We start from the raw sequence: 24,068 nt of genomic DNA on the forward strand, positions 1-24,068 counted from the left end.
CGTTGCCACAACGCTTTGCATTACAGTAGATGCCATTTTCTTCTGTCTGATAAACAATGGTTATCACTACGGCGATGTCTTTTCAGATTAAATTTCATCAAATTCGCGCCTTCGTTGAAGTGGCGCGCCAGGGCAGTATTCGCGGCGCCAGCAGGACGCTGGCGTTGTCTCAGCCAGCCTTGACCAAGGCCATTAAAGAGCTGGAAGAGGGGCTTTCCGCCCAGCTGTTTGTACGCCGCAGCCAGGGGGTGTCACTCACGGAGAATGGCGAAAGCTTTTATCAGCATGCCAGTTTGATTCTTGAGGAGCTGCGGGCGGCGCAGGAGGATCTGTTGCAACGCCAGGGGGCACTCACCGGGCAGATCAATATTGGCCTCGGCGCCAGCGTCGCACGCTCGCTGATGCCTTCGGTGATTTGTCGCTTTCATCAGCAGCATCCGCTGGTGAAGGTACGCATCATGGAAGGCCAGCTGCTGTCGATGATCAATGAGCTGCGGCAGGGTGAACTCGATTTCACCATCAATACCTATTATCCCGGTCCTTACGACCATGAATTTAGTTTTGAGAAGCTGTTTGAAAAGCCGTTTGCGGTATTTGCTCGCACCGGGCATCCCGCTACCCAGGCAACCTCCATTGATGAACTGCTGAACTACAGCTGGACCATGCCGACGCCGCGCGGCAGCTACTTTAAACAGCTGCAGGATCTGTTTAGCCACCGGGCGCAGATTCCTCACGTCGGCATCGTGTGCGAAACCTTCTCTTCCTGCATCAGCCTGGTGGTGCAGAGCGATTTCCTGAGTATCTTACCGGTTGAACTGGGTAGCGATCCGATGATTGCCGACAAGCTGGTCATGATCAGGGTGAGCGAAACATTGCCGAAAGCAACCTATTACCTGATCCAGCGGCGAGACTCGCGCCAGACACCGCTAACGGCTTCACTGATCACCCAGTTTCGCCGGCAAAGTCGCCATCAGTTTCCCGCCTGAATTCGGCGGGGAAAATGTCGCCGGTTGTCGACAAACGCATTGAGGCTGCGGGGCGCGGCGGCTATAGTAGCCTCCGGTAGCAGCCAGAGGAGTGCTCATGAATCTTGACGACAAATCGCTATTTCTTGGCGCCATGGAGGATGTCCAGCCTCTGAAACGCGGCAATGACGTTCATTGGCATCCTGAACGTAACGTCCGCCCGACGCAGCGTCTCGATGTCCTGCAGCTCGATAACTTTCTCACCACCGGTTATCTCGATGTTCTGCCGCTGGCTACGCCGCTGGAATTTAAGCGTGAAGGGTTGCAAAACGGCGTGCTGGAAAAGCTGCGTCTGGGGAAATATGACCAGCAGGCCAGCCTGAACCTGCTACGCCGGCCGGTCGAACAGTGTCGGCAAATGCTGTTCGCGTTTGTCGTGCAGGCCCGCAAAGAGGGGTTGCGCAATCTGCTGATCGTTCACGGTAAAGGCCGGGAAGATAACGCGCACGCTAATATTATTCGCAGCTATCTGGCGCGCTGGCTGGTCGAACTGCCCGAGGTGCAGGCGTTCTGCATGGCCTCGGCGCACCATGGCGGTAGCGGGGCGTGCTACGTTGCGCTGCGCAAATCCGCCGAGGCGAAACAGGAAAACTGGGAACGTCACGCTAAACGCAGCCGCTAGCGCAGCAGCAGCGTCAACTCTCGAGCCGCTTTTTGCAGCTCGGGCAGCACCCGGTCCAGCATCTCTCGAGTGGACATCTGGCCTGCGTGCACGCCGACGTTCAACGCAGCCTGAACCTGGCCCTGCGGGTTGAACAGCGGCACCGCCAGCGAGCGTAACCCCATTTCCAGCTCCTGATCGTTGAGCGCGTAGCCCTGCTGCTGGACGCGCTTGAGTTCTGCACGCAGCTTATTCACCGAATCTACCGTTTGCGGGGTGTAGCGAATCATCGTCACCCTCGCCAGCATATCGTTTAGTTTCTCTTCCGGCTGGTGACTCAACAGCACGCGGCCCATGGAGGTCGCCCAGGCCGGCAGACGGCTGCCGATATCCAGATCGATAGTCATAATCCGCGAACTGGAGGCCCGGGCAATGTAGAGAATATCGTCGCCGTCGAGGGTGGCTATCGAGCATGACTCGTTCAGCATTTCACTCAGGTGTTTCAGTACCGGCTGCGCCGAACGCGCCAGCGGCGTAGAAGCTAACCACGCGTGACCGAGGGCCAGAATGCGCGGACGGAGTTGAAAATTCTTGCCATCTTCAGCATAAACAAACCCCAGTTTTCCCAGGGTGTACAGGCAGCGGCGCACCGCCGCACGTGGAATACCGGTCTTCTGACTGATTTGCGAGATAGACAGCACCGGGCGCTGCGGCGTGAAGGCCTGAATCACTTCCAGCCCACGAGCCAGCGAGGCCATAAAGTTGGGATCGCCTTTAAACGGATCGCTGTCGCCCGTCAGTAAATCGTCTGGATGCTTCTCCATTCTCTTCTCCATATTTGCCATCGATCACATTCTTTCGCTAAAGATATACGATGTTCGATTATCGCACCATATTTCGATTATCGCCCTTGACCAACATCGTTAAGCGGGTCACATTTTGTGCGAACAACGCATAAAAGTGCGATTACCGCACGTAAAGGAGCAGCCTGATGATTGATAAAAGCGTGTCGACGCTAAGTGATGCCATCGCCGGGATTCACGACGGGGCGACCATCATGATCGGCGGTTTTGGCCCCGCCGGTCAGCCAACGTACCTGATTGATGCTCTGATTGAACAGGGCGCCCGCGAACTCACCATTATTAACAACAATGCGGGCAACGGTGAAGTTGGCCTGGCGGCACTGCTGAAGGCCGGACGCGTGAGCAAGATGGTGTGCTCTTTCCCGCGCCAGGTTGACTCACAGATTTTTGACGATCTTTATCGTCGCGGCAAAGTGGCGCTGGAGCTGGTCCCGCAGGGCAACCTCGCGGCACGGATCCAGGCCGCCGGCGCTGGACTGGGTGCCATATTTACGCCGACCGGCTTCGGCACGCCGCTGGCGGAGGGTAAGGAGACTCGCGAAATCGACGGTCGTCATTACGTCCTCGAATACCCGATCAAGGCTGATTTCGCGCTGATTAAAGCGCATCAGGCTGACCGCTGGGGCAATCTGGTGTATCGCAAAGCAGCCCGCAACTTCGGTCCAATTATGGCGACCGCCGCGAAAACCACCATTGTTGAAGTCTCACGCCTGGTGAGTCTTGGCGACCTCGACCCGGAAAACGTGATTACCCCGGGAATTTTCGTCCAGCGCGTCTATTCGCTGGAAAACCTGACCACCGCGCAACGCGCCTGAGGAGCCCGCCATGCAAAAACTAACCCGTGATGAAATGGCCCAGCGAGTAGCACGCGATATTCCGGAAGGGGCCTATGTCAACCTGGGCATCGGTTTACCAACCCGCATTGCCAACTATCTGCCGAGTGATAAAGAAGTCTTTCTGCACAGTGAAAACGGTCTGTTGGGGATGGGCGGCAAACCGCTGCCGGGTGAAGAAGACCCGGAGCTGATTAATGCCGGTAAAGAGTACGTGACGTTGCTCAAAGGCGGTTGCTTTTTCCATCACGGCGACTCTTTCGCCATGATGCGCGGCGGCCATCTTGATATCTGTGTCCTGGGGGCTTATCAGGTTTCTGCCAATGGCGATCTTGCCAACTGGAGTACCGGTGCACCGGATGCGATTCCGGCAGTGGGGGGAGCGATGGATCTGGCCATCGGCGCTCGTCAGGTTTTTGTGATGATGGATCATCTGACCCGCGACGGCGAGTGCAAACTGGTTGAACAATGCAGCTATCCGCTTACCGGAGTGGGCTGCGTTAGCCGGATCTACACTGACCTGGCAGTTATCGACATCACGGCGGCCGGTCCGGTGGTACGGGAAATTTTCAACGGCCTCTCTTTTGAGGAACTGCAACGCATCACTCCGGTGGCGTTGACCTTCGAACATCTGGCGGAAAGCGCATAAGGAACCTATGATGAATCAGGCATTTATCTGTGATGCGGTGCGTACACCGTTCGGTCGATTTGGTGGTACGCTGGCCACGGTGCGCGCCGATGATTTGGCCGCTCTGCCGCTGAAAGCGCTGCTGGCGCGTAACCCTGGGCTGGATCCTGCGCGTATTGATGACGTGATTTACGGCTGTGCAAACCAGGCCGGGGAAGATAACCGTAACGTTGCGCGCATGGCGTTGCTGTTGGCCGGGCTACCGCAAACGGTACCGGGCAGCACCATTAACCGGCTGTGCGGCTCCAGCCTTGATGCGATCGGCGTCGCAGCGCGCGCCATCAAAAGCGGCGAAACTCAGCTGATGATCGCCGGTGGTGTAGAGAGCATGTCACGCGCGCCGTTTGTCATGGGCAAGGCGGAAAATGCCTTCAGTCGTAACATGCAAATGGAAGATACCACGATCGGCTGGCGTTTTATCAACACCCGGATGAAAGCATTGTACGGCGTCGATTCCATGCCGGAGACCGCGGAAAACGTGGCCGCTGACTTTGCCGTCTCGCGTGCCGATCAGGACGCTTTCGCGCTGCGCAGCCAGATGCGGACGGCGCAGGCGCAGGAAGCCGGGCGGTTTGACGATGAGCTGATTGCGGTATCTGTCGCACAACGTAAAGGCGAGCCGCTGCTGTTTACCCGGGATGAGCATCCGCGTAACACCACCGCTGAGGCGCTGGCGAAGCTGAAAGGCGTAGTACGTGCGGACGGTTCGGTGACCGCCGGGAATGCCTCCGGGGTGAACGACGGCGCCTGTGCCTTGCTGCTGGCAAGTGAAGCGGCGCTGATGGCCAACGATTTGCAGCCGCTGGCGCGGGTTGTGGGAGTAGCGACCGCCGGCGTCGCCCCGCGCATTATGGGCTTTGGGCCGGCTCCGGCGGTGCGCAAGGTGCTGGCGCAAACCGGACTGACGCTGGATCAAATGGATGTCATTGAATTGAATGAAGCGTTCGCCGCGCAGGCGCTGGCAGTCACCCGTGATTTGGGGCTGCCGGAGGATGCGGCGCACGTCAATCCCAACGGCGGCGCCATTGCGCTGGGCCATCCTTTAGGGGCATCGGGAGGACGCCTGGCAATGACCGCGGCTTATCAGCTGCGTCGCACCGGTGGACGCTATGCGCTGTGCACCATGTGTATTGGCGTCGGCCAGGGGATTGCGCTGATTATTGAACGTGTTTAAGGAGCCGACATGAGTTTGTTGACCCCCATGCTGCGCACCAGTCCGCTAACCGCCTGGTTTAGCGATGAGCGGCGGGTGCAGGGAATGCTGGATTTTGAAGCTGCGCTGGTCCGCGCCCAGGCCGCCTGCGGCATGGTGCCGCAGGATGCGGTCGCGCCGATCGTCAGCGCCTGTCAGCATTCGGCGCTCGATTTTCCCGCCCTGGGGCAGGCAGCCGCCAGCGCGGGTAATCTGGCGATTCCGCTGGTCAAACAGCTCACCGCCCATGTTAAGGCGCTGGACGCCGGGGCTGCGCGCTATGTCCACTGGGGGGCGACCAGCCAGGATGCCATCGACAGTGGGCTGGTGTTACAGCTTCGCGGCGCGCTGGGCGAAACGGAAAGGCTGTTACAGCAGCTGATCGACGGCTTCGCCATGCAGGCTGAACGCTACCAAAGCACGGTGATGCCCGGGCGGACCTGGATGCAGCACGCGCTCCCGGTCACCTTTGGCCTGAAGCTGGCGGGTACTCTTGATGCGCTGCTCCGCTGGCAGCAGCGTCTGCGAGAGATGCGCCCACGAGTGCTGGTGTTACAGTTTGGCGGCGCGGCAGGCACTCTGGATTCGCTCAAGGAAGATGGCCCGCCGGTTGCGAAACGGCTGGCCCGCGAGCTCGATCTGGCTCTGCCGGATACGCCGTGGCACAGCCAGCGTGACCGGGTGCTGGAGGTCGGAGCCTGGTTTGCCGGCCTGTGCGGTACGCTGGGCAAATTTGCCAACGATTTTTCCCTGCTGATGCAAACCGAAGTGGCGGAAGTCAGCGAGCCGGTTGCGGAAGGGCGCGGCGGTTCGTCAACTATGCCCCACAAACGTAACCCGGTGGCCTGTAGCGCCATTTTAACTGCGGCTCAGCGTACGCCTGGGCTGGTGGCGACGCTATATGCCAGCCAGATCCAGCAGCATGAACGCGCTCTTGGCGGCTGGCAGGCCGAATGGGAAACGCTGCCGGAGCTGATTATGCTGGTCGGCGGCGCGCTGGTGCACAGCGACGCGCTGGTTCGCGATATGCAGGTCTTCCCGCAAAAAATGCGCGCCGATCTGGATATGACCCACGGGCTGATTATGGCAGAGGCGGTGACGCTGGCGCTGGCGGCGTTTATCGGCAAAGCCGATGCCCATCATCGCATTGAGGCGCTGTGTCGCCAGGCGATTGACGAATCCCGTCCGCTACAGGGCTTGCTGGAGAGCGACCCGCTGGTCAGCCAGCATCTTTCCGCCACCCGTTTAACGCAGCTGCTGGACCCGGCCTCGGCCACCGGCAGCGCCGAACGTTTTGTGCGCCAGGTCGTGGCGCGTTACAAGGAGCAACGTGATGAACCTTGATTATCAGCTGGACGGGCCAGAAGGCGCGCCGGTCATTGTGCTTTCCAACTCGCTGGGAACCACCCGAGCAATGTGGCAGCCGCAGATGGCTGCCTTAACCCAACAGTTTCGCGTGCTGCGCTACGATACCCACGGGCATGGTCAAACGACGAAGTCGGGTAAGGTGACGCTGGCGCAGCTCGGCGAAGACGTGATTGCGCTGCTCGATCATCTGAATATCGCGAAAGCCTGGTTTTGTGGCATCTCGATGGGCGGTCTGACCGGCCTGTGGCTGGGCCGCTTTGCCGCGGACCGTTTTTACGGTATCGCGGTAGCCAACACGGCGGCGCGAATTGGCGATCAGGCCAGCTGGCTTTCCCGCGCGCGGGCCGTACGTCAGGAAGGGATGGACGTGGTGGCTGCCGGGGCGGCGGACCGCTGGTTCACGCAAAATTTTCGCCAGAAGGCGCCGGAGGTGGTCGAAGCGCTTTGCCATCAGCTGACCCACAGCAACGCACAAGGCTATGCGGAGTGCTGTGAAGCGCTGGCGGCCGCTGATTTACGCAGTGAAGTCGGGCAAATTAGCGTACCCACGCTGATTATTGCCGGAGAAAGTGACCCTGTCACTACCGTTGCCGATGCCCGTTTCCTGCATCAGCAAATCCCGGACTCAGAGGTGGTGGTGGTCAGTGCGTCGCATTTGTCCAGCATCGAAGCGCCGGGCGCCTTTAGCGCTGCGCTATTGGGATTTGTGCGGGGGGACGAGCGTGGACGATAAAACGCGTTATCAGCAGGGCATGAGCGTCCGCCGTAAAGTCCTGGGCGATGCCCACGTGGATCGTACGCTGCATAATCTGACGCCGCTTAATGACGAGTTTCAGGATTTTATCACCCGCTATGCCTGGGGAGAAACCTGGACCCGACCCGGTCTGGATCATCATACCCGCAGTATGATAACCATCGCGATGTTGATTGCGCTTAACCGCGAAGCAGAGCTGAAAATGCACCTGCGGGCGGCGTTTAATAATGGTGTGACCCGCGATGAGCTGAAAGAGTTGATTATGCACTCCGCGCTTTACTGCGGTCTGCCTGCCGCCAATGCCACAATGCACCTTGCCCAGCAGGTGTTTGATGAGCAGGATGCTCAGCCGTCCTGAGGTGATTTTGCTGGCCGTTCTCCGGCCAGCATTATGATTTATAGTTCTTTTATTTGCGAATCTTGCGCCGCAGGCGCGGCGTACCAGTCCTCTTTTGCTACCATAACGGTACCCTTCGGCTGCATGACAAAATTCGGCGACATAATCTGCACGCCAAATTCATTGAACACGTCCTGAATATTGCTGTGTAGCGCAGTGCGTCCGTCGGCCAGCGAGGTCGCCGGCAGCAGCTGGACCTGCAGCTCATACGAGACATACCAGTCCATCAGGCCAAGCTGGCGCACCAGCGGCGGCTGGCGGTGGTCAATCCCCGGCGAGCGGTGAGCCGCCAGTTCCAGCATCGCCTGAACCTGCCGCCACGGCGTGTCGTAACCGATGGTGACGCCGGTGGTCAGATTAACCCCGGCCTCACTGTTTTGCGCGCTGAGGTTGGTGATTTTCCCGCTTACTACCACGGCATTTGGCACCGTCACGATATAGTTTTCGCGGGTGACAATTTTGGTGGCCAGCATCCCAATTTCGCTGACTTTACCTTCATTATCGGCAATCCGAATCACATCGCCTTTGTGCAGCGCGCGCGAGTAAATCAGCACCAGACCACTCATGGCGTGGTTCATCACGCCTGCCGACCCCAGGGTTAACATCAGGCCGAAAAAGACGCTTATCCCCTTAAAGGCCAGAGAGTTCGCGCCGGGCAAGAACGGATAGGCTGCGGAGAGAGCGAACAGCCAGATCACCACCGAAATAAGCTTGCGGGTGGCGCCTACCGTTTCCGGATGCAGGCCGGGAATTTGTAAGCGACCGGCTTCCACCTGGCTGAGCAGCAGCTTGACCAGACGGATGATAAACCAGGTAATCAGTAAGATAATCAGAACGATCAGCAGACCGGGCAGGGACGAAACGATGGATAAGGAAATCTCCTGCAATACGCTTATCGACCAGTCGCCCAGCGATTCGCTCCACACCCGCGTCCAGGGGAACAGGCTGAAGGCCCAGCTTAGCCAGGCATAGAGCGCCATCATCCCCAGCAGAATCATCAACAGGGCGTACAGTTTGGTTTCGATATTCCCGAGAAAGCGTCGCCAGCCCTGGGGGATCCAGCTGCGCTTTTCCAGAATTCGCAGCAGAAAAAAACGGCGGACCCGCCGCCAGGAGCGCCAGGCGCCATAATAAAAGGCCGCCAGGAGCAGTGCGCCGGCAGCCACCTTAACGACAGCCAGCGCCAGATAGGGTTTATTGTACTGTTCGCGAAGTGCGGTTCGCTGGGCCTCCATGCGGGCAAGGACCCGCTGGGTGGCCTGGTCGAGCGTCAGGTCATCACCTTCGTCAAGGTCGGCCTGGCTCAGTAGCATAATCGGTTTGCCATTCATGATGAACAGGCGACCCGGCAGGTTGTAGCGCGTGATCGGAACGACCTGTAGCGGCTGACTGATATCCGCTTCGGTAAAGGCCCGCAGCGTATTGCGAATCCGCAGCACGCGTTCTTCGGGCGTTGTCTGACCGAAGGTTGCCTGGAGCATCACGATCGGCTGGTGAAAAATCTTTACCGTACGGGCCTGCTCACGTTCCGTCGGCTGTTGGCGAGGTTCCGCCGCCGAGAGCGGGAGTGCCAGACATAGTGCAAACCCTGCCAAAAATAACGCCTGTATCCTGTTCATATTTAGCACCCAAAAATAGAAAATTATTGTTATTTTTCAGGTGGTCAACGGCACTATCTGACCAGACCCTTTTTTGAGCATAGACCAGCGATCAGCGAATTCAAGAACGGGCTGGGAGCTGAAATCTGGCACCGACGGCAGACACCGCAAACGGGACGACGGCCCGATGAGGTGAACCCAGGCCTTCGCGCTGACAAATCGTGCGATCTTCTTGACGTTACGTTGACAAATAAATGCCTGGTCAGTAGTTTCATTTGTAATTACTGACCAGGCAAATATCATGAGTAATCATCCGGGTATTATTAACAATAAATTTCACTTAGGTTTGCTTATCCACCTGGCTAACCAGTTCAAGGACCAGCTGATTAGCCAGCACTTCTCTGGCATGGACATTACCGCCGCGCAGTTCAAGGTGCTGATCAGTATTTATAAAGGCTTTAACAGCCCGGTAGAGATCAGTAAAAACCTGGTGATGGACGCCGGCGCCATGAGCCGAATGGTGGATCGAATGGTCAAGCGCGAGCTGATCAGCCGCTCCCCAAATCCACAGGACAAACGCCAGGTCATTCTGGCATTAACCGATAAAGGGCTGCTGATTTGTGAGCGCTTTGTCAACGAGGCGCTGGTGTCGATCATCAGCGAACTCACCGCCCGACTTACACCCGATGAATCCCGACAGCTGGTAGAGCTCATGACAAAAATGCTGCCAGACGAGATCGTCGCTCCTCATCGCTAACGAATGAAAAAAGGTCCTCACCAGATGGAAACCACTGCGGCACAACAGGCTGAGCGCGGTAGCAAGCGCAAACGCAACTTTATTATTTTACTCATTATTCTTCTTCTTGCCGCCGGAGGGGGGCTGGCGTGGTATCTGCTGTATGCCCGCTATTATGAGTCCACCGACGATGCCTATGTGAATGGCAATCAGGTCACGCTGACCCCGCAGATTGGCGGTACGGTCACCCAGGTGACGGTGGATGAAGGCGATTTTGTCCAGAAGGGACAGCCGCTGGTGCTGCTTGACCCAAGCGATACCGAAATTGCGCTGCAGCAGGCGCAGGCCAGCCTGGCGAATACAGTCCGACAGGTTCGCGGTCTCTACAGCACCGCGGATAACTACCGTGCGCAGGTAGCGGCGAAAAAAGTGGCGTTGCAGACGGCGCAAAACGACTATGCGCGGCGGCAGAAGATCTTCCAGAGCGGGGCAATTGCGGCAGAAGACCTCGCCCATTATCGCGATGCGGTGACCAGCGCACAAAGCGATCTCCTGGCCGCTCAGGAGGCGTTGCGGACCAATATCGCGATGGTCGATGACACCGTTATCGACAGCCACCCGGAAATTAAAAGTGCCGTCGCCACGCTCCGCCAGCGCTTCCTCGACCACGCCCGCAGCACGATTGTTGCCCCGGTCAGCGGCTATGTCGCAAAGCGCGCGGTTCAGCTCGGCATGCGCGTTGATTCAGGGACCACGTTGATGGCTATCGTGCCGCTGAACGAAGTCTGGGTGGATGCTAACTTCAAAGAGAGCCAGATGAAGGCGATGCGTCTTGGGCAAAAAGTGACGCTCAGCGCGGATCTTTACGGTGATGATGTCGAGTATCACGGCACTATTGAAAGCCTGGGGATTGGTACCGGTAGCGCGTTCTCGCTGCTGCCCGCGCAGAACGCCAGCGGTAACTGGATCAAAATTGTTCAGCGCCTGCCGGTTCGTATCGTGCTGGATGCCCATGATATGCAAAAAAACCCGCTGCGCGTTGGCCTGTCGATGAACGTGAGCGTCGATATTCGCGACGCCGGCGGTCATCTTTTACCGCAGCAAACCGTTAGCAGCCCGCGTTTCACCACGGATGTGTATCAAAACCCGCTGGAAGATGCGGATAAACTGGTGGCTAAAATCCTTCATGACAACAGTAAAGCGGTAGCCGCAGGCGCCCGTTAAGAGAGACGTTATGCAAGATAAGGCTGCCTTTACACCGCCCAATATGTGGCTGGCGGTGCTCGCGCTGTCGCTGGCTACCTTTATGCAGGTGCTGGACTCCACTATCGCCAACGTGGCGTTGCCGACGATTGCCGGCAACCTCGGCGTCAGTGCGGATCAGGGAACATGGGTTATCACCTCATTTGCGGTGTGTAACGCCATTGCGCTGCCGCTGACCGGCTGGTTTACGCGCCGTTTCGGGCAGTTGAAGCTCTTTATCGGCTCGGTGATGATGTTTACGCTCACCTCATTCCTGTGCGGTTTCGCCCACAGTATGACGGAGCTGATTATCTTCCGCGCGCTGCAGGGGTTTTTCGCCGGGCCGATGTTCCCGATGTGTCAGACGCTGCTGCTGGTCATTTACCCTTCCAGTAAACGCAGTATGGCGCTGGCGCTGCTGTCGATGGTGACGGTGGTTGCGCCGATTGTCGGGCCGATTACCGGCGGCTGGATAACGGACAACTACTCGTGGCCGTGGATTTTTTATATCAACGTGCCGATCGGGATCTTCGCCACCATCGTGGTCTGGACCCAGATGCGCGAACGAGAAGAGACGATCGCACACGCTCCCATTGATTACATCGGCATTGCGCTGCTGGTGCTTGGGGTCGGACTGCTGCAGGTGGTGCTCGATAAAGGCAACGATCTTGACTGGTTTGCCTCCACGCACATTATTGTGATGTCGACGATTTCGGCCATTTCGCTGGTTTCCTTTGTTATCTGGGAGCTGGGCGAGCGTCATCCGATCGTTAACCTGCGCTTATTCAAGGATCGCAACTTTGCCATCGGCACGCTTTCGCTGACCCTGGGCTATGCGGCATTCTTTGCTATCAATATTATTTTGCCGCAGTGGCTACAAACGCAGATGGGCTACACGGCGATTTGGGCCGGGCTGGCCGCCGCCCCGATGGGGATCCTGCCGCTGATGATGACGCCGATTATTGGCCGCTACGCCAATAACTTCGACCTGCGGATTCTGGCCTCGCTCTCATTTTTGACCATGGGGGCATCCTGCCTTATCCGTGCCCAGTTCAACACCGATGTTGATTTCCGCACTATCGCGGAGGTGCAGCTGTTTATGGGGATCGGCGTGGCGTTTTTCTTTATGCCTGTCACCACCATCGTGTTGTCAAACCTGAACGGTGCGCAAGTGGCGGAAGGCTCCGGGCTGGCAACCTTTTTCCGCGTGCTGGGCGGCTCTTTTGCCTCGTCGCTCACCACCTGGATCTGGTCCCGGCGGGAAGTTTTCCATCATGCCAACCTGACGGAGAGTGTGTCCGCCTACAATCCTGCCGCGGTGGACTATATCGATAAGATGGGCGGAGCCACACAGCAGCATATGGCGCTGATTGATAAAAGCATCGAGCAACAGGCCTACATGATGTCAACCATCGACTATTTCTGGGTTCTGGGCTGGGGCTTTATGGCGCTGATTGTGGTTATCTGGTTTGCCCGTCCGCCGTTCAGTCGTGCCGGTGCGCCAGGGGCGCCGTCTGCCGGTCATTAGTGGTTCGGCTGCGGGTTGTAAAAAAAAGCCGTAACGCAAAACGTTACGGCTTTTGATTGGGTTAATCAGCCACAATTAGCGCTGAGCACACCCTGCACACTGTTTGTTCTGAATCTGCTGGAAGAAATCGTTGCCTTTGTCATCCACCAGAATGAACGCCGGGAAGTTTTCCACCTCAATTTTCCAGATAGCTTCCATACCCAGCTCCGGGTAAGCCACGCACTCCAGACTCTTAATACTCTGCTGGGCCAGAACCGCCGCCGGGCCACCGATGCTGCCGAGATAGAACCCGCCGTGTTTATGGCAGGCGTCGGTTACCTGCTGGCTGCGGTTGCCTTTCGCCAGCATCACCATGCTGGCACCGTGGGATTGCAGCAGGTCGACATAGGAGTCCATGCGTCCTGCGGTGGTCGGGCCGAGTGATCCGGAGGCGTAACCTTCTGGCGTTTTCGCCGGACCGGCGTAGTAGATCGGGTGGTCTTTCACATACTGCGGCAGCGCTTCACCGTTATCCAGCCGCTCTTTCAGCTTCGCGTGGGCGATGTCGCGGGCTACGATAATCGTCCCGTTCAGCGTCAAACGGGTCGAGACCGGGTGGGCTGACAGCTGTGCCAGGATCTCGTTCATCGGCTGGTTCAGATTAATGCTGACGACCTTTCCTTCACCTTGCTCGCGCAGCGCTTCTGGAATGTACTGGCCTGGGTTGCTCTCCAGTTTCTCAATCCAGATACCGTGGCGGTTGATTTTTGCTTTGATGTTACGGTCTGCGGAGCAGGATACGCCCATCCCGATCGGGCAGGAGGCGCCGTGGCGCGGCAGGCGAATCACGCGGATGTCGTGGGCAAAGTATTTGCCACCAAACTGTGCGCCGAGGCCGAGGTTTTGCGCTTCCAGCAGCAGCTCTTGCTCCAGTTGGATATCGCGGAACGCCTGACCATGTTCATTACCTTCGGTCGGCAGACCGTCGTAGTAGCGGGTAGAGGCCAGCTTTACGGTTTTCAGCGTAGATTCTGCCGAAGTTCCGCCGATCACAAAAGCGATATGGTACGGCGGGCAGGCCGCAGTACCGAGGGTGCGCATTTTCTCAACCAGGTAGTTTTTCAGCTTCGCCGGGGTGATCAGCGCTTTGGTTTCCTGATACAGGTAGGTTTTGTTTGCCGAACCGCCACCTTTCGCCATGCACAGGAATTTATACTCGTCGCCGTCAACGCTATAGAGATCGATCTGCGCCGGCAGGTTGGTACCGGTGTTGACCTCTTTGTACATGTCCAGCGCCGCATTTTGCGAATAGCGCAGGTTATCTTCGGTGTAGGTGTTGTAAACGCCGCGGGCCAGGGCCGCTTCGTCACCGCCGCCGGTCCAGACGCGCTGGCCTTTTTTGCCCATGATGATGGCTGTACCGGTATCCTGGCAGGTGGGTAACACGCCTTTGGCGGCGATTTCCGAGTTGCGCAGGAACTGCAGGGCAACATATTTATCGTTTTCGCTGGCCTGCGGGTCGAGGAGGATTGCCGCGACCTGTTTTTGATGGGAAACGCGCAGCATAAATGCCGCATCATGGAACGCCTGCTGGGCCAGCAGGGTCAGGGCTTCAGGTGCAACCTTCAGGATCTCCTGGCCTTCGAATTCGGCCACGGAAACATGTTCTTTGCTCAGCAGATAGTATTCAGTCTCATCTTTTGCCAGCGGAAAGGCTTCCTGGTAAACAAACGGTTTAGTCGACATAGCTTAGCTCCCTAAGAGTAAAACCGCCGGAGGTGAAACTCCGGCGGTTATGAATCAGAACATCATGGACATCCACGGATAACCAATCAGCAGCAGGGCGGCCAGGAAGATGGCGCCGAAGATGGTGCCGAGGCGCCAGTAGTCTTTCGTCGGCAGATAGCCGCTGCCGTAGTAAATCGGACTTGGGCCGGTACCGTACGGGGTGATGATGCCCATCACGCCGAGCGAGGTCACCATCAGCAGGACGAAGACCTGCATATTCATGCCCGGAATAGTGGAGGCGATTGTCAGCATGGCTGGCAGCAGTGCCGTGGTGTGTGCGGTGGTGCTGGCAAACAGGTAGTGCAGCAGATAGAACGCCAGCAGCAGAACGATAGTCGCAACGCCCGGAGAGATGCCGCTCATCAGCGCGCCGCCCTCTTTACCCAACCAGGCGATAAAACCGGTAGAGGAGAGACCGTCGGCCAGCGCCACCAGGGTTGCGAACCAGACAAAGGTGTTCCAGGCCGCTTTATTGTTGGTGATATCACTCCACGACAGTACGCCGGTCCACAACATCAGGACAATCACCAGCAGGGCAGCCAGCGCCGGTTCAATCCACTCGGCGGCGAAAATCCACATGGCCAGCGCGAAGCAGACGAACACCAGCAGCAGGATCTCATTGCGCGACAGCTTGCCCAGTTTTTCCAGTTCACGAGCGGCCCACAGCGGCACTTCGTTGTTGATTTTGACTTCCGGCGGATAGAACCAGTAGGCCAGCAGCGGCATAGCCAGAATCAGCAGGATACCCAGCGGCAGGAAGGCGATAAACCAGGTGCCCCATGAGATGTTGATGCCGACAATGCTTTTAACCAGCGCAAGGGCCAACAGGTTAGGCGCCAGCGCAGACAGGAACATTGAACTGGTGATACAGGCGGCGGTAATGGCCACCCACATCAGATAGGAGCCGATACGACGGGCGCTGGGGTCGTTTGGTTTAGAACCATACAGCGGCGGCAGGTTGGCGATAATCGGGTAGATAGTCCCGCCGCTACGTGCGGTATTCGACGGAGTGAACGGTGCCAGCAGCAGGTCAGCAAAGGTAATGGCATAACCCAGCGTCAGGCTGCGACGACCCAGATATTTCACCAGAATCAGCGCCAGACGGCGACCGAACTGCGTTTTATCGTAGCCCGCGGCGAACATAAAGGCGCCGAAAATCAGCCACACGGTAGAGTTACCAAAACCGCTGACCGCCCATTTAAAGGAGGCTCCGGCCAGTTTGAATTTCGGATCGGCCAACTGCGCCGGATTGAAGAGCAGCCACTGGCTGCACAGGGCGATAACCACCACCCCGGTGATACCGATCACGGCACCCGGCAGGGGTTCGAAAATCAGTCCGACGATGACGCCAACGAAGATAGCAAAGTAGTGCCATGCATAAGGCGGTAGCCCGTCAGGCACCGGCACGAAGAGTAAAAGAACTGCAACAATAATGGGCAGTGCCATCATCAGCAGGCGGTTTTTATTTGCAGCCTTGGGACTGGCGGCACCGGCAGGCGGTATGGTTGTCTGTTTCTCTTTCATAATGAGTATCTGCGAGTAGTTGAAAATACGGTTGCGTCACGCCATAACCGGTGATTTTTTTAATTTCAAAACTTTCTTTACTTATTAATCGTTGGTTTTAGCTATTGTCGTGACGGTTATTTAACGCATGTTTCCGGGCGTTAAATTTAATTTGTTGGTTATTTATATATTGCGCTTTGATGTCGTATTGCAATTGATCGAGATCAATAAATACCGTCTGTTAGCGCCTTTTTTTATTTTCAAAATAACCCTGTTGGGTGAGGTGTTTATTTGCTTAAAATATCACTAAATGTTAATGGGTGTTCTGGGTAATGGCGATTAACTATCGCTAATTATTTTTTATTTTGTTGATTTTTAAGGTTTTTAATGTGTTTTGTCATTGTTGTTTTTCTTAACAAAAGTGACGGCAATGTTATCGACACTTTGCTTTGTGTGAATGCTATATTTTAAATTAATAATACAATGGAGGTATTGATGTTATTGGAGGTATTAAATAGTTTTTTAACTAACGTAATTACTTTGGTAACTAAAAATAGCGCTATATTATTGGCATGACAACAGGAATTAAAAAACACAACCAAAAACAATTTCGTCACCCAATTCTGAATTTTCAATATTTAAGATCTGGAGTGTTAATATGACCAGTAACCAACGTATATTACGACCTTTTACCTTACCGAATGGTACCGAGCTAAAAAACCGTTTGTTAATGGCGCCGATGACTACCTGCACCGGTTATTTTGACGGCAGCGTCACCAGCGAGCTGGTGGAGTACTATCGTGCGCGTGCCGGCAGCATTGGCACTATTATTGTTGAGTGCTGCTTTATTGATGACTACGGCCTGGCTTTTCCGGGCGCCATCGGCATCGATAACGATGAGAAAATTGCCGGTCTGGCCAAAATTGCTGAGGCGATTAAAGCCGAAGGGTCAAAGGCCATTCTGCAAATCTATCACGGCGGGCGGATGGTCGACCCGCAGCTGATCGGCGGCCGTCAGCCGGTGGCGCCAAGCGCGCTGGCTGCGCCGCGTGAAGGTGCAGCGCTGCCGAGAGCGCTGAGCGCTGAAGAAGTCGAAGGGATGATCGCCAAATTCGGCGACGGCGTGCGGCGCGCGATCCTGGCCGGTTTTGATGGCGTTGAAATCCATGGCGCCAACACCTACCTCATCCAGCAGTTCTATTCCCCGAACTCCAACCAGCGTGATGACGCGTGGGGCGGTAGCCGCGATAATCGTGCTCGTTTCCCTCTGGCAGTGCTGGACATTACCCATAAAATGGTGAGCCAGTACGCTGACGATGCCTTTATTATCGGCTACCGCTTCTCCCCGGAAGAGCTGGAAGAGCCGGGCATCCGCTTTGACGACACGATGTACCTGCTGGAAAAACTGGCGGCGCGCGGGCTTGATTATCTGCACTTTTCCGTCGGCGCATCTCTGCGGCCATCGATTGTTGATACCTGCGATCCGACTCCGCTGATTGAAAAATATTGCGCGCTGCGTTCTGACACCCTGGCCCAGGTCCCGGTAATGGGCGTAGGCGGTGTGGTCAACGCGGCAGATGCGGAGCAGGGGCTGGATCATGGTTACGATCTGATTGCCGTGGGCCGGGCGTGTATCGCCTATCCGGACTGGGCGGCACGCATTGCCGCGGGAGAAAACCTGGAGCTGTTTATCGACAGCACCCAGCGTGAAGCATTGCATATTCCGGAGCCGCTGTGGCGCTTCTCGCTGGTCGAAGCGATGATCCGCGATATGAGCATGGGCGATGCGAAGTTTAAACCCGGTCTTTTTGTGGAAACTGTGCAGGACGACACCAACGAACTGGTTATCAACGTCAGCCTGGAAAATGACCGTATCGCCGATATCGAGCTGGCCGCTGGACCGGTCCAGAACGTGGAATTCACCACCAGCTTCGAAGAGATCCGCGAACGCATTTTAACCGCCAACACGCCGCACGTGGATGCCATTTCCGGCGCGACCAGCCAGAGCGAAGCGGTGAAAAAAGCGGTGTCGAAAGCGATGCTGAAATCAAGCAAAGCGCTGGCGCTGGAAGAAGGTGGTGAAGACCTGACACCGAAAAGCTATGACGTTGTGGTTGTCGGGAGCGGCGGTGCCGGTCTGGCCGCCGCTATTCAGGCACACGACGAAGGCGCGAGCGTGCTGATCGTCGAGAAAATGCCGACTATCGGCGGTAATACCATTAAAGCCTCTGCCGGGATGAACGCCGCTGAGACGCGTTTCCAGCGGGTGAAAGGGATTGAGGACAGTAAAGAGCTGTTCTACCAGGAAACCTTAAAAGGCGGGCAGAACAAAAATAATCCGCAGCTGCTGCGTCGATTTGTGGAAAATGCGCCGGAGGCTATCGAATGGCTGGCACGTCGCGGGATCATGCTTAACGACATCACCACCACGGGTGGGATGAGCATCGACCGTACCCACCGTCCGCGTGACGGATCTGCGGTTGGTGGCTATTTGATCAGCGGTCTGGTTCGCAATATCACCCGACGCGGCATCGACGTCATGCTGGATACATCGGTGGAAGATATCCTGATGTCTGATGGCGAAGTGAGCGGCGTACGCCTGCTGAATGATGAGCAGGAAAGCATCGTGGTACAAACGAAAAGTATTGTGATGGCAACCGGCGGCTTCAGCGCCAACAGCGCGATGGTCGTGAAATATCGCCCGGACCTGGCAGGGTTTGTCACCACCAACCATAAAGGGGCCACCGGCGGCGGTATTGCGCTGCTGGAGCGCATTGGTGCCGGTACCGTCGATATGGGCGAAATTCAGATTCACCCAACCGTTGAGCAAAACACCTCTTACCTGATTTCCGAATCTATTCGCGGCGGTGGCGCCATTCTGGTGAATCAGCAGGGTAAGCGCTTCTTTAACGAGATGGAGACCCGCGATAAAGTGTCCGCGGCAATCATTGCGCTGCCGGAGCATTACGCTTACATCGTCTTTGATGAACATGTCCGGGCTAAAAACAAAGCGGCCGACGAATACATTGCCAAAGGTCTGGTGACCAGCGCCAGTTCGCCGCGCGAACTGGCAGAGAAGCTGGGGATGGATTACCATGCCTTCCTCGCCACGCTGGAACGGTATAATGGGTTTGTTGAAAATCAGCGTGATGAAGAGTTCGGTCGTACGACCGCGCTGCGCGCACCGGTGAATGAAGGGCCGTTCCATGCGATCCGCATCGCGCCGGGGGTTCACCACACCATGGGCGGTGTAACAATTAACACCGACACCGCGGTACTGGATACCCGGCATCAACCGATTGCGGGCGCCTATGCTGCCGGTGAAGTGGTTGGTGGTATTCACGGCGGCAACCGTATCGGCGGGAATGCCGTGGCGGATATTATTATCTTTGGCACCCTGGCGGGCCACCAGGCGGCAAAACGCGCCAGAGGCTAACGCTCAGTGATAACAGGCCGGGTTCGCCCGGCCCATTCCCGAAGGCCAGTGGGCTATCCGGGTGACACAGAGGAGCTTTAACCATGTCTGGCGACAATCGTATCTATAGCTACTCCGCTGTTTTGATGGGTTCCCCCATCTTGCTCAAACTCTTCTCCCACGATGAAGCCCTGGCTTCCCGCACCTTTCAACTGATTAAACATTACGAAGATCTGTTCACCGTCAACCGCGCGCACTCGCAGGTGATGGCGATTAATCATGCCGCCGGTCAGCGTCCGGTGAGCGTCAGCCGCCCGGTTTACCAGCTCATCAAATGCGCGAAAGCGGCCAGCATGGTACAGGAAAGCGCCTTTAATCTGGCCATCGGCCCGCTGGTGAAGCTATGGCGCATTGGATTTCACGGACACAGCGTTCCGGCGGCGGCGGATATTGCCGCGCGCTTGCCGCTGACCCGTCCGCAGGATGTGATCCTTGATGATGCCGCTGGCAGCGTTTTTCTCGCCCGGCCGGGAATGGAGATTGACCTCGGGGCGATTGCCAAAGGCTATATTGCCGACCGGGTTCGCGATGATTTGCAGCGCCAGGGAGTGGATGCCGCGCTGATTAACCTCGGCGGTAACGTACACACCCTCGGGGAGTGGTCAATTGGGCTGAAAAAACCGTTTGCGACCGATAATGCGCTGGTGGGAAGCCTTGACGTCGCAGGCCAGTCGGTGGTGACGTCCGGCATTTACGAGCGCTATTTTGAACAGGATGGCCGCCGCTGGCACCATATTCTCGACCCGCGCACCGGCTATCCGCTGGATAACGAACTGGAGAGCGTGACCATCATCTCTGACGACTCGCTCGACGGGGATATCTGGACGACGTTGATCTTTGGTCTTGGGGTCGAAAAAGGGTGCGCGGCGCTGCATCATCGTGACGACATAGAGGCGATTTTCGTCACCAAAAATCGCGACATTATCCTCTCATCACAGCGCCGGTACCATTTTCACCTGCTGGACGACAGCTACCGGCTTACTGACTGTACTGCTTAAGCAGGCTGTACTGCTCGGCGACCAGCCGGTAGCGATAGACCGGTCGGCCGGTGGCGCCATAGTGAATGCTGGTATAGAGAATATTAATCTGCGCCAGCCAGATCAGATACTTACGGCATGAAACGCGTGAAATATTCACCGCTACCGCCAGCTCATCGGTGGAAAACTCGATCCCCGGATGCCCGTCAATCCACTGGCACAGCGTGCGCAGCGTCTGGGCGGTTAAGCCTTTTGGCAGCTTGCGCGCATCGCTGGCTTCCGGTGCGCTGCCGTGGAGCAGACGGTCAACATCGGCCTGCTCATAATAGGGCTGCCCGGTCATCAGCTTGCGCTTTTCGCGCCAGGCGGTCAGCGCCTCTTCAAACCGCGGGAACTGGAACGGTTTGATCAGGTAGTCGACAACGCCGTAATGCATTGAGGTTTGCACGGTCGCCGCATCGGCAGCGGAGGTAATCATAATCACGTCGATAGGGCGGCCAGATGCGCGGATGGTCGGCAGCAAATCCAGCCCGCTGTCGTGCTGCATGTAGACATCCAGCAACACCAGGTCTATCTCCTGTCCGCTATCGTTAACCATCTCCTGGGCTTTGCTCAGCGTAGACGCCGTGCCACTACAGCGGAAGCCGGGGATCCTCGCCACGTACAGGCGATTCAGTTCGGCTACCATGGCATCATCGTCAACAATTAATACATTTATCACGCATGTTTCCTTTTACTATCCCAGGGAAGATGAACAAAAAATTGGGTAAACACGCCAGGTTCGGACTCGACGGCCAGCGTGCCGCCCAGCTCACGTAGCTGCTGGCTGGCGAGAAACAGGCCAACGCCCCGGTTCTCGCCCTTGGTGGAGAAGCCTTTGTTAAAAATGGCATCAATATTAGCCGCCGGAATGCCCGGACCGTCATCGCTGACTTCGCCGCTTAACCAGCCATTCTGATAGTGCAGCAGCAGGCCGACTTCCCCCTCGCTCTGGCCGCTCATCGCATCCAGCGCATTCTCAATCAAATTACCCAGCACGGTCACCAGTACGGTCACCTGTTTTTCATTTGGGCAGTCGGGGACCAGACTCTCTTCGGCTAAGTTAAGCGTGAATCCTCGCTCCTTGGCCCGCTGGATTTTACCAATCAGGAAGCCCGCGACCACCGGCGATTTGATGCGGTGCTGAATTTCACCGATGTCCGCCTGATAAGTATGGGCGGTTTGCAGCACGTATTCCTCCAGCTTGTCATAGCTTTTCATGTTTAACAGACCGAGGATCACATGCAGCTTGTTCATAAATTCATGTGAAGTGGTGCGTAACGCATCGACATAATTAACCATCCCGTCCAGCCGCTGTAGCAGCTGGCTGACCTCTGTTTTATCGCGGAAGGTACTGATGGCGCCGACGATGGCGTTCTGGCTGCGTACCGGCACGGTATTGCTGATGAGCAGGAATCCGTTGCAGCCGAGCTCGCGGTCATAGATTGGCTCGCCGGTTTGCAGCACCTCTTGCAGATCCGCCAGCAGGGGCGTTTGAGCAATCTCTCTTTCGGGACCGCTGAGCAGGATCTCGCTGGCGGCGGGGTTGATTAGCGTGACGCGTCCTTCGACGTCCACGGCGACCACGCCTTCTTTCAACGAGTGGAGCATTGCCTGGCGCTGCTGGAACTGCGTTGAGATCTCCTGAGGCTCCAGCCCCAGCAGTACGCGTTTGAGGCCGCGTACCAGGCTCCAGGTGCCGAGGCCGCAGACCAGGGTGCTGAACAGTACGGTTAACAGCACGTCCCAGCGGCCTTTGGCTATCTGTTCATCGACTTTACTGAGCGAAATCCCGACCACAACCACGCCGATTTGCTGCTGTCTGTCGTTGAATACCGGGGTAAACACCCGCAGCGCCGGAGCCAGCACCCCGTGATTGACCGCGACATTTTCTTTGCCGGCAAAGGCGGGATAAATATCCTCACCGATAAAGCGTTTGCCAATGAGCTGGTCATTAGGATGCGAATAGCGCACGCCGTGCATATCGGTCACGACGGCATACAGCAGGTCGTTTCGCCGGGTAATTGCCTGCGCCAGAGGCTGGATGAGGCCACGTTCCGGCGGCTGAGTCAGGGCCTGCTTCACTTCCGGCATGTCAGAGAATGTGCGAGCTACCGCCAGCGCGGTGTCTTTCACGCCGTCGCGGGTAGTGTCGCTGATTTGTATAAACCACAGGGCGTAGACCAGCAGCAGCACGGAACCAATCACGCTGCTAATCATGAGCGTCACGGCGGTGCTCAGTTTCATACTCATCAGACGTTTACGCGCGGGCGGAATCGACTCCGCTAGATCCTTCATAACATCCCCTGACATATTCGGTGAGCGGCTATTATCGCTGAAGGTAACCATTTCTTAAAGCTATGTAAAAAAGCAAAAACGGCGGAGTAAGAACCGGGAAGCGTGACCTCACTCGCAGGACCTCGTTATAAATATCCTTATAGTGAATATGGAGTTATTTAAAAGGAGGTTTTTATGAGCAGTAAGCCAACCGCATCAATGATGGAACGACGCCACCCTGAAACCCGTCACATCGACAGTCTCGCCACACTCGATATGCTGACCCTGCTGCATAAAGACGATCGGCAAATTGCCGACGCCGTCGGGGCCTGTTTACCGGACATTGCTCGCCTGGTCGATAATGCTGCCGCAGCCCTGAGTCGAGGAGGCCGGCTGGTGATTGTCGGTGCCGGGGCATCCGGTCGCGCGGCGCTGCAGACGGTCAGTGAGTTTGCGCCGGAGGAAAAACATTCGCTGGTTGGGCTCATTGCCGGCGGCCCGGCAGCCGCGCTGCAGGAGATGGAAACGGCCGCTAACGATTACGATTTGGGCGCGCTTGAGCTGCAGGCCATCAGCTTTAACAGCAACGATATGCTGCTGGCACTGACGGTCAGTGGACAAACGCCGTGGGTATGGGGCGCGATGCGTCACGCCTGGTCTCTTGGCGCGCCGATTGCCGTACTGACCCAGCAGGCAGGGAGTGAAGCCGCCCAGCTGGCGGATATTATTATTGCTCCACAAACCGGGCCGGAAGCCGTCGCGGGGTTCGGCAACCCGAAAGCGCAGCTGGCGCAGCGGCAGATCCTCACCATGTTGACCACCGGTCTGGCGATTCGCGGCGGCAGAGTTTACGGTAACCTGCGGGTCGATTTGCAGGCCACCAGCCCACGCTGGGTTGAAAGGCAAATTGCTATCGTCATGACGGCAACCGACTGCTCGCGTAGCGAGGCAAAAACTGCCCTGGCCAGCTGTAACCAGCATGGTCGGACGGCAATTCTGATGCTGATGACCGGGCTTGACGCCTGGCAGGCACGGGATTTGCTGGCGAAAAATAACGATCATTTGCGACTTGCCCTACGCGAGGCAAAATCTGCCGTACCGAGTGCGGTAAATTGAAACATGCGGCGCGTGAGGGATCGCGCGCCGCGATAGCTGAGCGGTGATAAATAACTAAATTAACCGGCGAGAAAGGATTTAACCCCTTT

At 56.8% G+C, this 24,068-nt stretch carries 20 protein-coding genes; 14 read left to right on the forward strand and 6 right to left on the reverse strand.

Annotated features, from left to right (window positions below; translation table 11 throughout):
- Positions 1-74 precede the first annotated feature (74 nt).
- Positions 75-986, forward strand: coding sequence for a LysR family transcriptional regulator (locus tag ACMYSK_RS05410; protein ID WP_434640837.1), 912 nt, complete (start codon positions 75-77; stop codon positions 984-986).
- Positions 987-1,083: 97 nt separating this feature from the next.
- Positions 1,084-1,647 (forward strand): DNA endonuclease SmrA, encoded by a 564-nt coding sequence (smrA, locus tag ACMYSK_RS05415; protein ID WP_434640839.1) that lies wholly within the window; start codon positions 1,084-1,086, stop codon positions 1,645-1,647.
- Here the strand turns inward: smrA and ACMYSK_RS05420 are convergent.
- Positions 1,644-2,450: an IclR family transcriptional regulator domain-containing protein gene (locus ACMYSK_RS05420; RefSeq protein WP_434640841.1), complete on the reverse strand. Its 807-nt coding sequence runs from the start codon at positions 2,448-2,450 to the stop codon at positions 1,644-1,646. The genes smrA and ACMYSK_RS05420 overlap by 4 nt on opposite strands.
- Before the next feature lie 167 nt (positions 2,451-2,617).
- On the opposite strand from ACMYSK_RS05420, the gene ACMYSK_RS05425 reads away from it, so the two are divergent.
- From ACMYSK_RS05425 to pcaC, 6 genes are read left to right on the forward strand one after another with little or no spacing between them, the layout of a single operon-like run.
- Entirely contained in the window at positions 2,618-3,304 is a 687-nt protein-coding gene (locus tag ACMYSK_RS05425) for a 3-oxoacid CoA-transferase subunit A (protein ID WP_434640843.1), read from the forward strand.
- A gap of 10 nt (positions 3,305-3,314) precedes the next feature.
- Positions 3,315-3,971 (forward strand): 3-oxoacid CoA-transferase subunit B, encoded by a 657-nt coding sequence (locus ACMYSK_RS05430; protein WP_434640845.1) that lies wholly within the window; start codon positions 3,315-3,317, stop codon positions 3,969-3,971.
- A 10-nt stretch (positions 3,972-3,981) separates the two neighbouring features.
- Positions 3,982-5,184: a 3-oxoadipyl-CoA thiolase gene (gene pcaF / locus ACMYSK_RS05435; protein WP_434643880.1), complete on the forward strand. Its 1,203-nt coding sequence runs from the start codon at positions 3,982-3,984 to the stop codon at positions 5,182-5,184.
- A gap of 9 nt (positions 5,185-5,193) precedes the next feature.
- Complete coding sequence (locus ACMYSK_RS05440; RefSeq protein ID WP_434640847.1) at positions 5,194-6,546, forward strand: 3-carboxy-cis,cis-muconate cycloisomerase; 1,353 nt, start codon at positions 5,194-5,196, stop codon at positions 6,544-6,546.
- Positions 6,536-7,303, forward strand: a complete 768-nt coding sequence (pcaD, locus tag ACMYSK_RS05445) for a 3-oxoadipate enol-lactonase (RefSeq protein ID WP_434640849.1) — start codon at positions 6,536-6,538, stop codon at positions 7,301-7,303. The genes ACMYSK_RS05440 and pcaD overlap by 11 nt, the downstream gene beginning before the upstream one ends.
- Entirely contained in the window at positions 7,293-7,682 is a 390-nt protein-coding gene (gene pcaC, locus ACMYSK_RS05450) for a 4-carboxymuconolactone decarboxylase (protein WP_434640851.1), read from the forward strand. The genes pcaD and pcaC overlap by 11 nt, the downstream gene beginning before the upstream one ends.
- Positions 7,683-7,720: 38 nt before the next feature.
- On the opposite strand, the gene ACMYSK_RS05455 is transcribed toward pcaC, so the two are convergent.
- A complete protein-coding gene (locus tag ACMYSK_RS05455; RefSeq protein ID WP_434640853.1) occupies positions 7,721-9,340 on the reverse strand; it encodes a mechanosensitive ion channel family protein in 1,620 nt (539 codons plus the stop codon).
- Between the two features lie 280 nt (positions 9,341-9,620).
- On the opposite strand from ACMYSK_RS05455, the gene ACMYSK_RS05460 reads away from it, so the two are divergent.
- Genes ACMYSK_RS05460 through ACMYSK_RS05470 form a run of 3 tightly spaced genes read left to right on the forward strand, consistent with a single transcriptional unit; the run spans position 9,621 to position 12,825 of the window.
- Positions 9,621-10,076, forward strand: a complete 456-nt coding sequence (locus tag ACMYSK_RS05460) for a MarR family transcriptional regulator (protein ID WP_434640855.1) — start codon at positions 9,621-9,623, stop codon at positions 10,074-10,076.
- A 24-nt stretch (positions 10,077-10,100) separates the two neighbouring features.
- Positions 10,101-11,279, forward strand: coding sequence for an efflux RND transporter periplasmic adaptor subunit (locus ACMYSK_RS05465; RefSeq protein WP_434640856.1), 1,179 nt, complete (start codon positions 10,101-10,103; stop codon positions 11,277-11,279).
- Between the two features lie 10 nt (positions 11,280-11,289).
- Positions 11,290-12,825, forward strand: coding sequence for a DHA2 family efflux MFS transporter permease subunit (locus tag ACMYSK_RS05470; protein WP_434640858.1), 1,536 nt, complete (start codon positions 11,290-11,292; stop codon positions 12,823-12,825).
- Positions 12,826-12,900: 75 nt separating this feature from the next.
- Here the strand turns inward: ACMYSK_RS05470 and fumA are convergent, their stop codons facing one another.
- Both fumA and ACMYSK_RS05480 read right to left on the reverse strand, forming a co-directional pair.
- Positions 12,901-14,550, reverse strand: coding sequence for a class I fumarate hydratase FumA (gene fumA / locus ACMYSK_RS05475; protein WP_434640859.1), 1,650 nt, complete (start codon positions 14,548-14,550; stop codon positions 12,901-12,903).
- Positions 14,551-14,604: 54 nt separating this feature from the next.
- Positions 14,605-16,116, reverse strand: coding sequence for an anion permease (locus tag ACMYSK_RS05480; protein ID WP_434640861.1), 1,512 nt, complete (start codon positions 16,114-16,116; stop codon positions 14,605-14,607).
- 637 nt (positions 16,117-16,753) lie between these two features.
- On the opposite strand from ACMYSK_RS05480, the gene ACMYSK_RS05485 reads away from it, so the two are divergent.
- Both ACMYSK_RS05485 and ACMYSK_RS05490 read left to right on the forward strand, forming a co-directional pair.
- Positions 16,754-19,531, forward strand: a complete 2,778-nt coding sequence (locus ACMYSK_RS05485; protein WP_434640862.1) for a flavocytochrome c — start codon at positions 16,754-16,756, stop codon at positions 19,529-19,531.
- An 83-nt stretch (positions 19,532-19,614) separates the two neighbouring features.
- Positions 19,615-20,568 carry an FAD:protein FMN transferase gene (locus ACMYSK_RS05490; protein WP_434640864.1) on the forward strand — a complete coding sequence of 318 codons (954 nt, stop codon included), beginning with the start codon at positions 19,615-19,617 and terminating at the stop codon, positions 20,566-20,568.
- Here the strand turns inward: ACMYSK_RS05490 and dcuR are convergent.
- Together dcuR and ACMYSK_RS05500 are read right to left on the reverse strand one after the other, a co-directional pair.
- Complete coding sequence (dcuR, locus tag ACMYSK_RS05495; protein WP_434640865.1) at positions 20,549-21,268, reverse strand: two-component system response regulator DcuR; 720 nt, start codon at positions 21,266-21,268, stop codon at positions 20,549-20,551. The two genes, ACMYSK_RS05490 and dcuR, sit on opposite strands and share 20 nt — an antisense overlap.
- Positions 21,265-22,884: a sensor histidine kinase gene (locus ACMYSK_RS05500; protein WP_434640867.1), complete on the reverse strand. Its 1,620-nt coding sequence runs from the start codon at positions 22,882-22,884 to the stop codon at positions 21,265-21,267. Before ACMYSK_RS05500 ends, dcuR begins: the two co-directional genes overlap by 4 nt.
- A gap of 174 nt (positions 22,885-23,058) precedes the next feature.
- Between ACMYSK_RS05500 and ACMYSK_RS05505 the strand changes: the two genes are divergently transcribed.
- Positions 23,059-23,979 (forward strand): N-acetylmuramic acid 6-phosphate etherase, encoded by a 921-nt coding sequence (locus tag ACMYSK_RS05505; RefSeq protein WP_434640869.1) that lies wholly within the window; start codon positions 23,059-23,061, stop codon positions 23,977-23,979.
- Positions 23,980-24,068 lie beyond the last annotated feature (89 nt).

Source organism: Klebsiella sp. I138, assembly GCF_051131765.1.
Taxonomy (GTDB): Bacteria; Pseudomonadota; Gammaproteobacteria; order Enterobacterales; family Enterobacteriaceae; genus Klebsiella.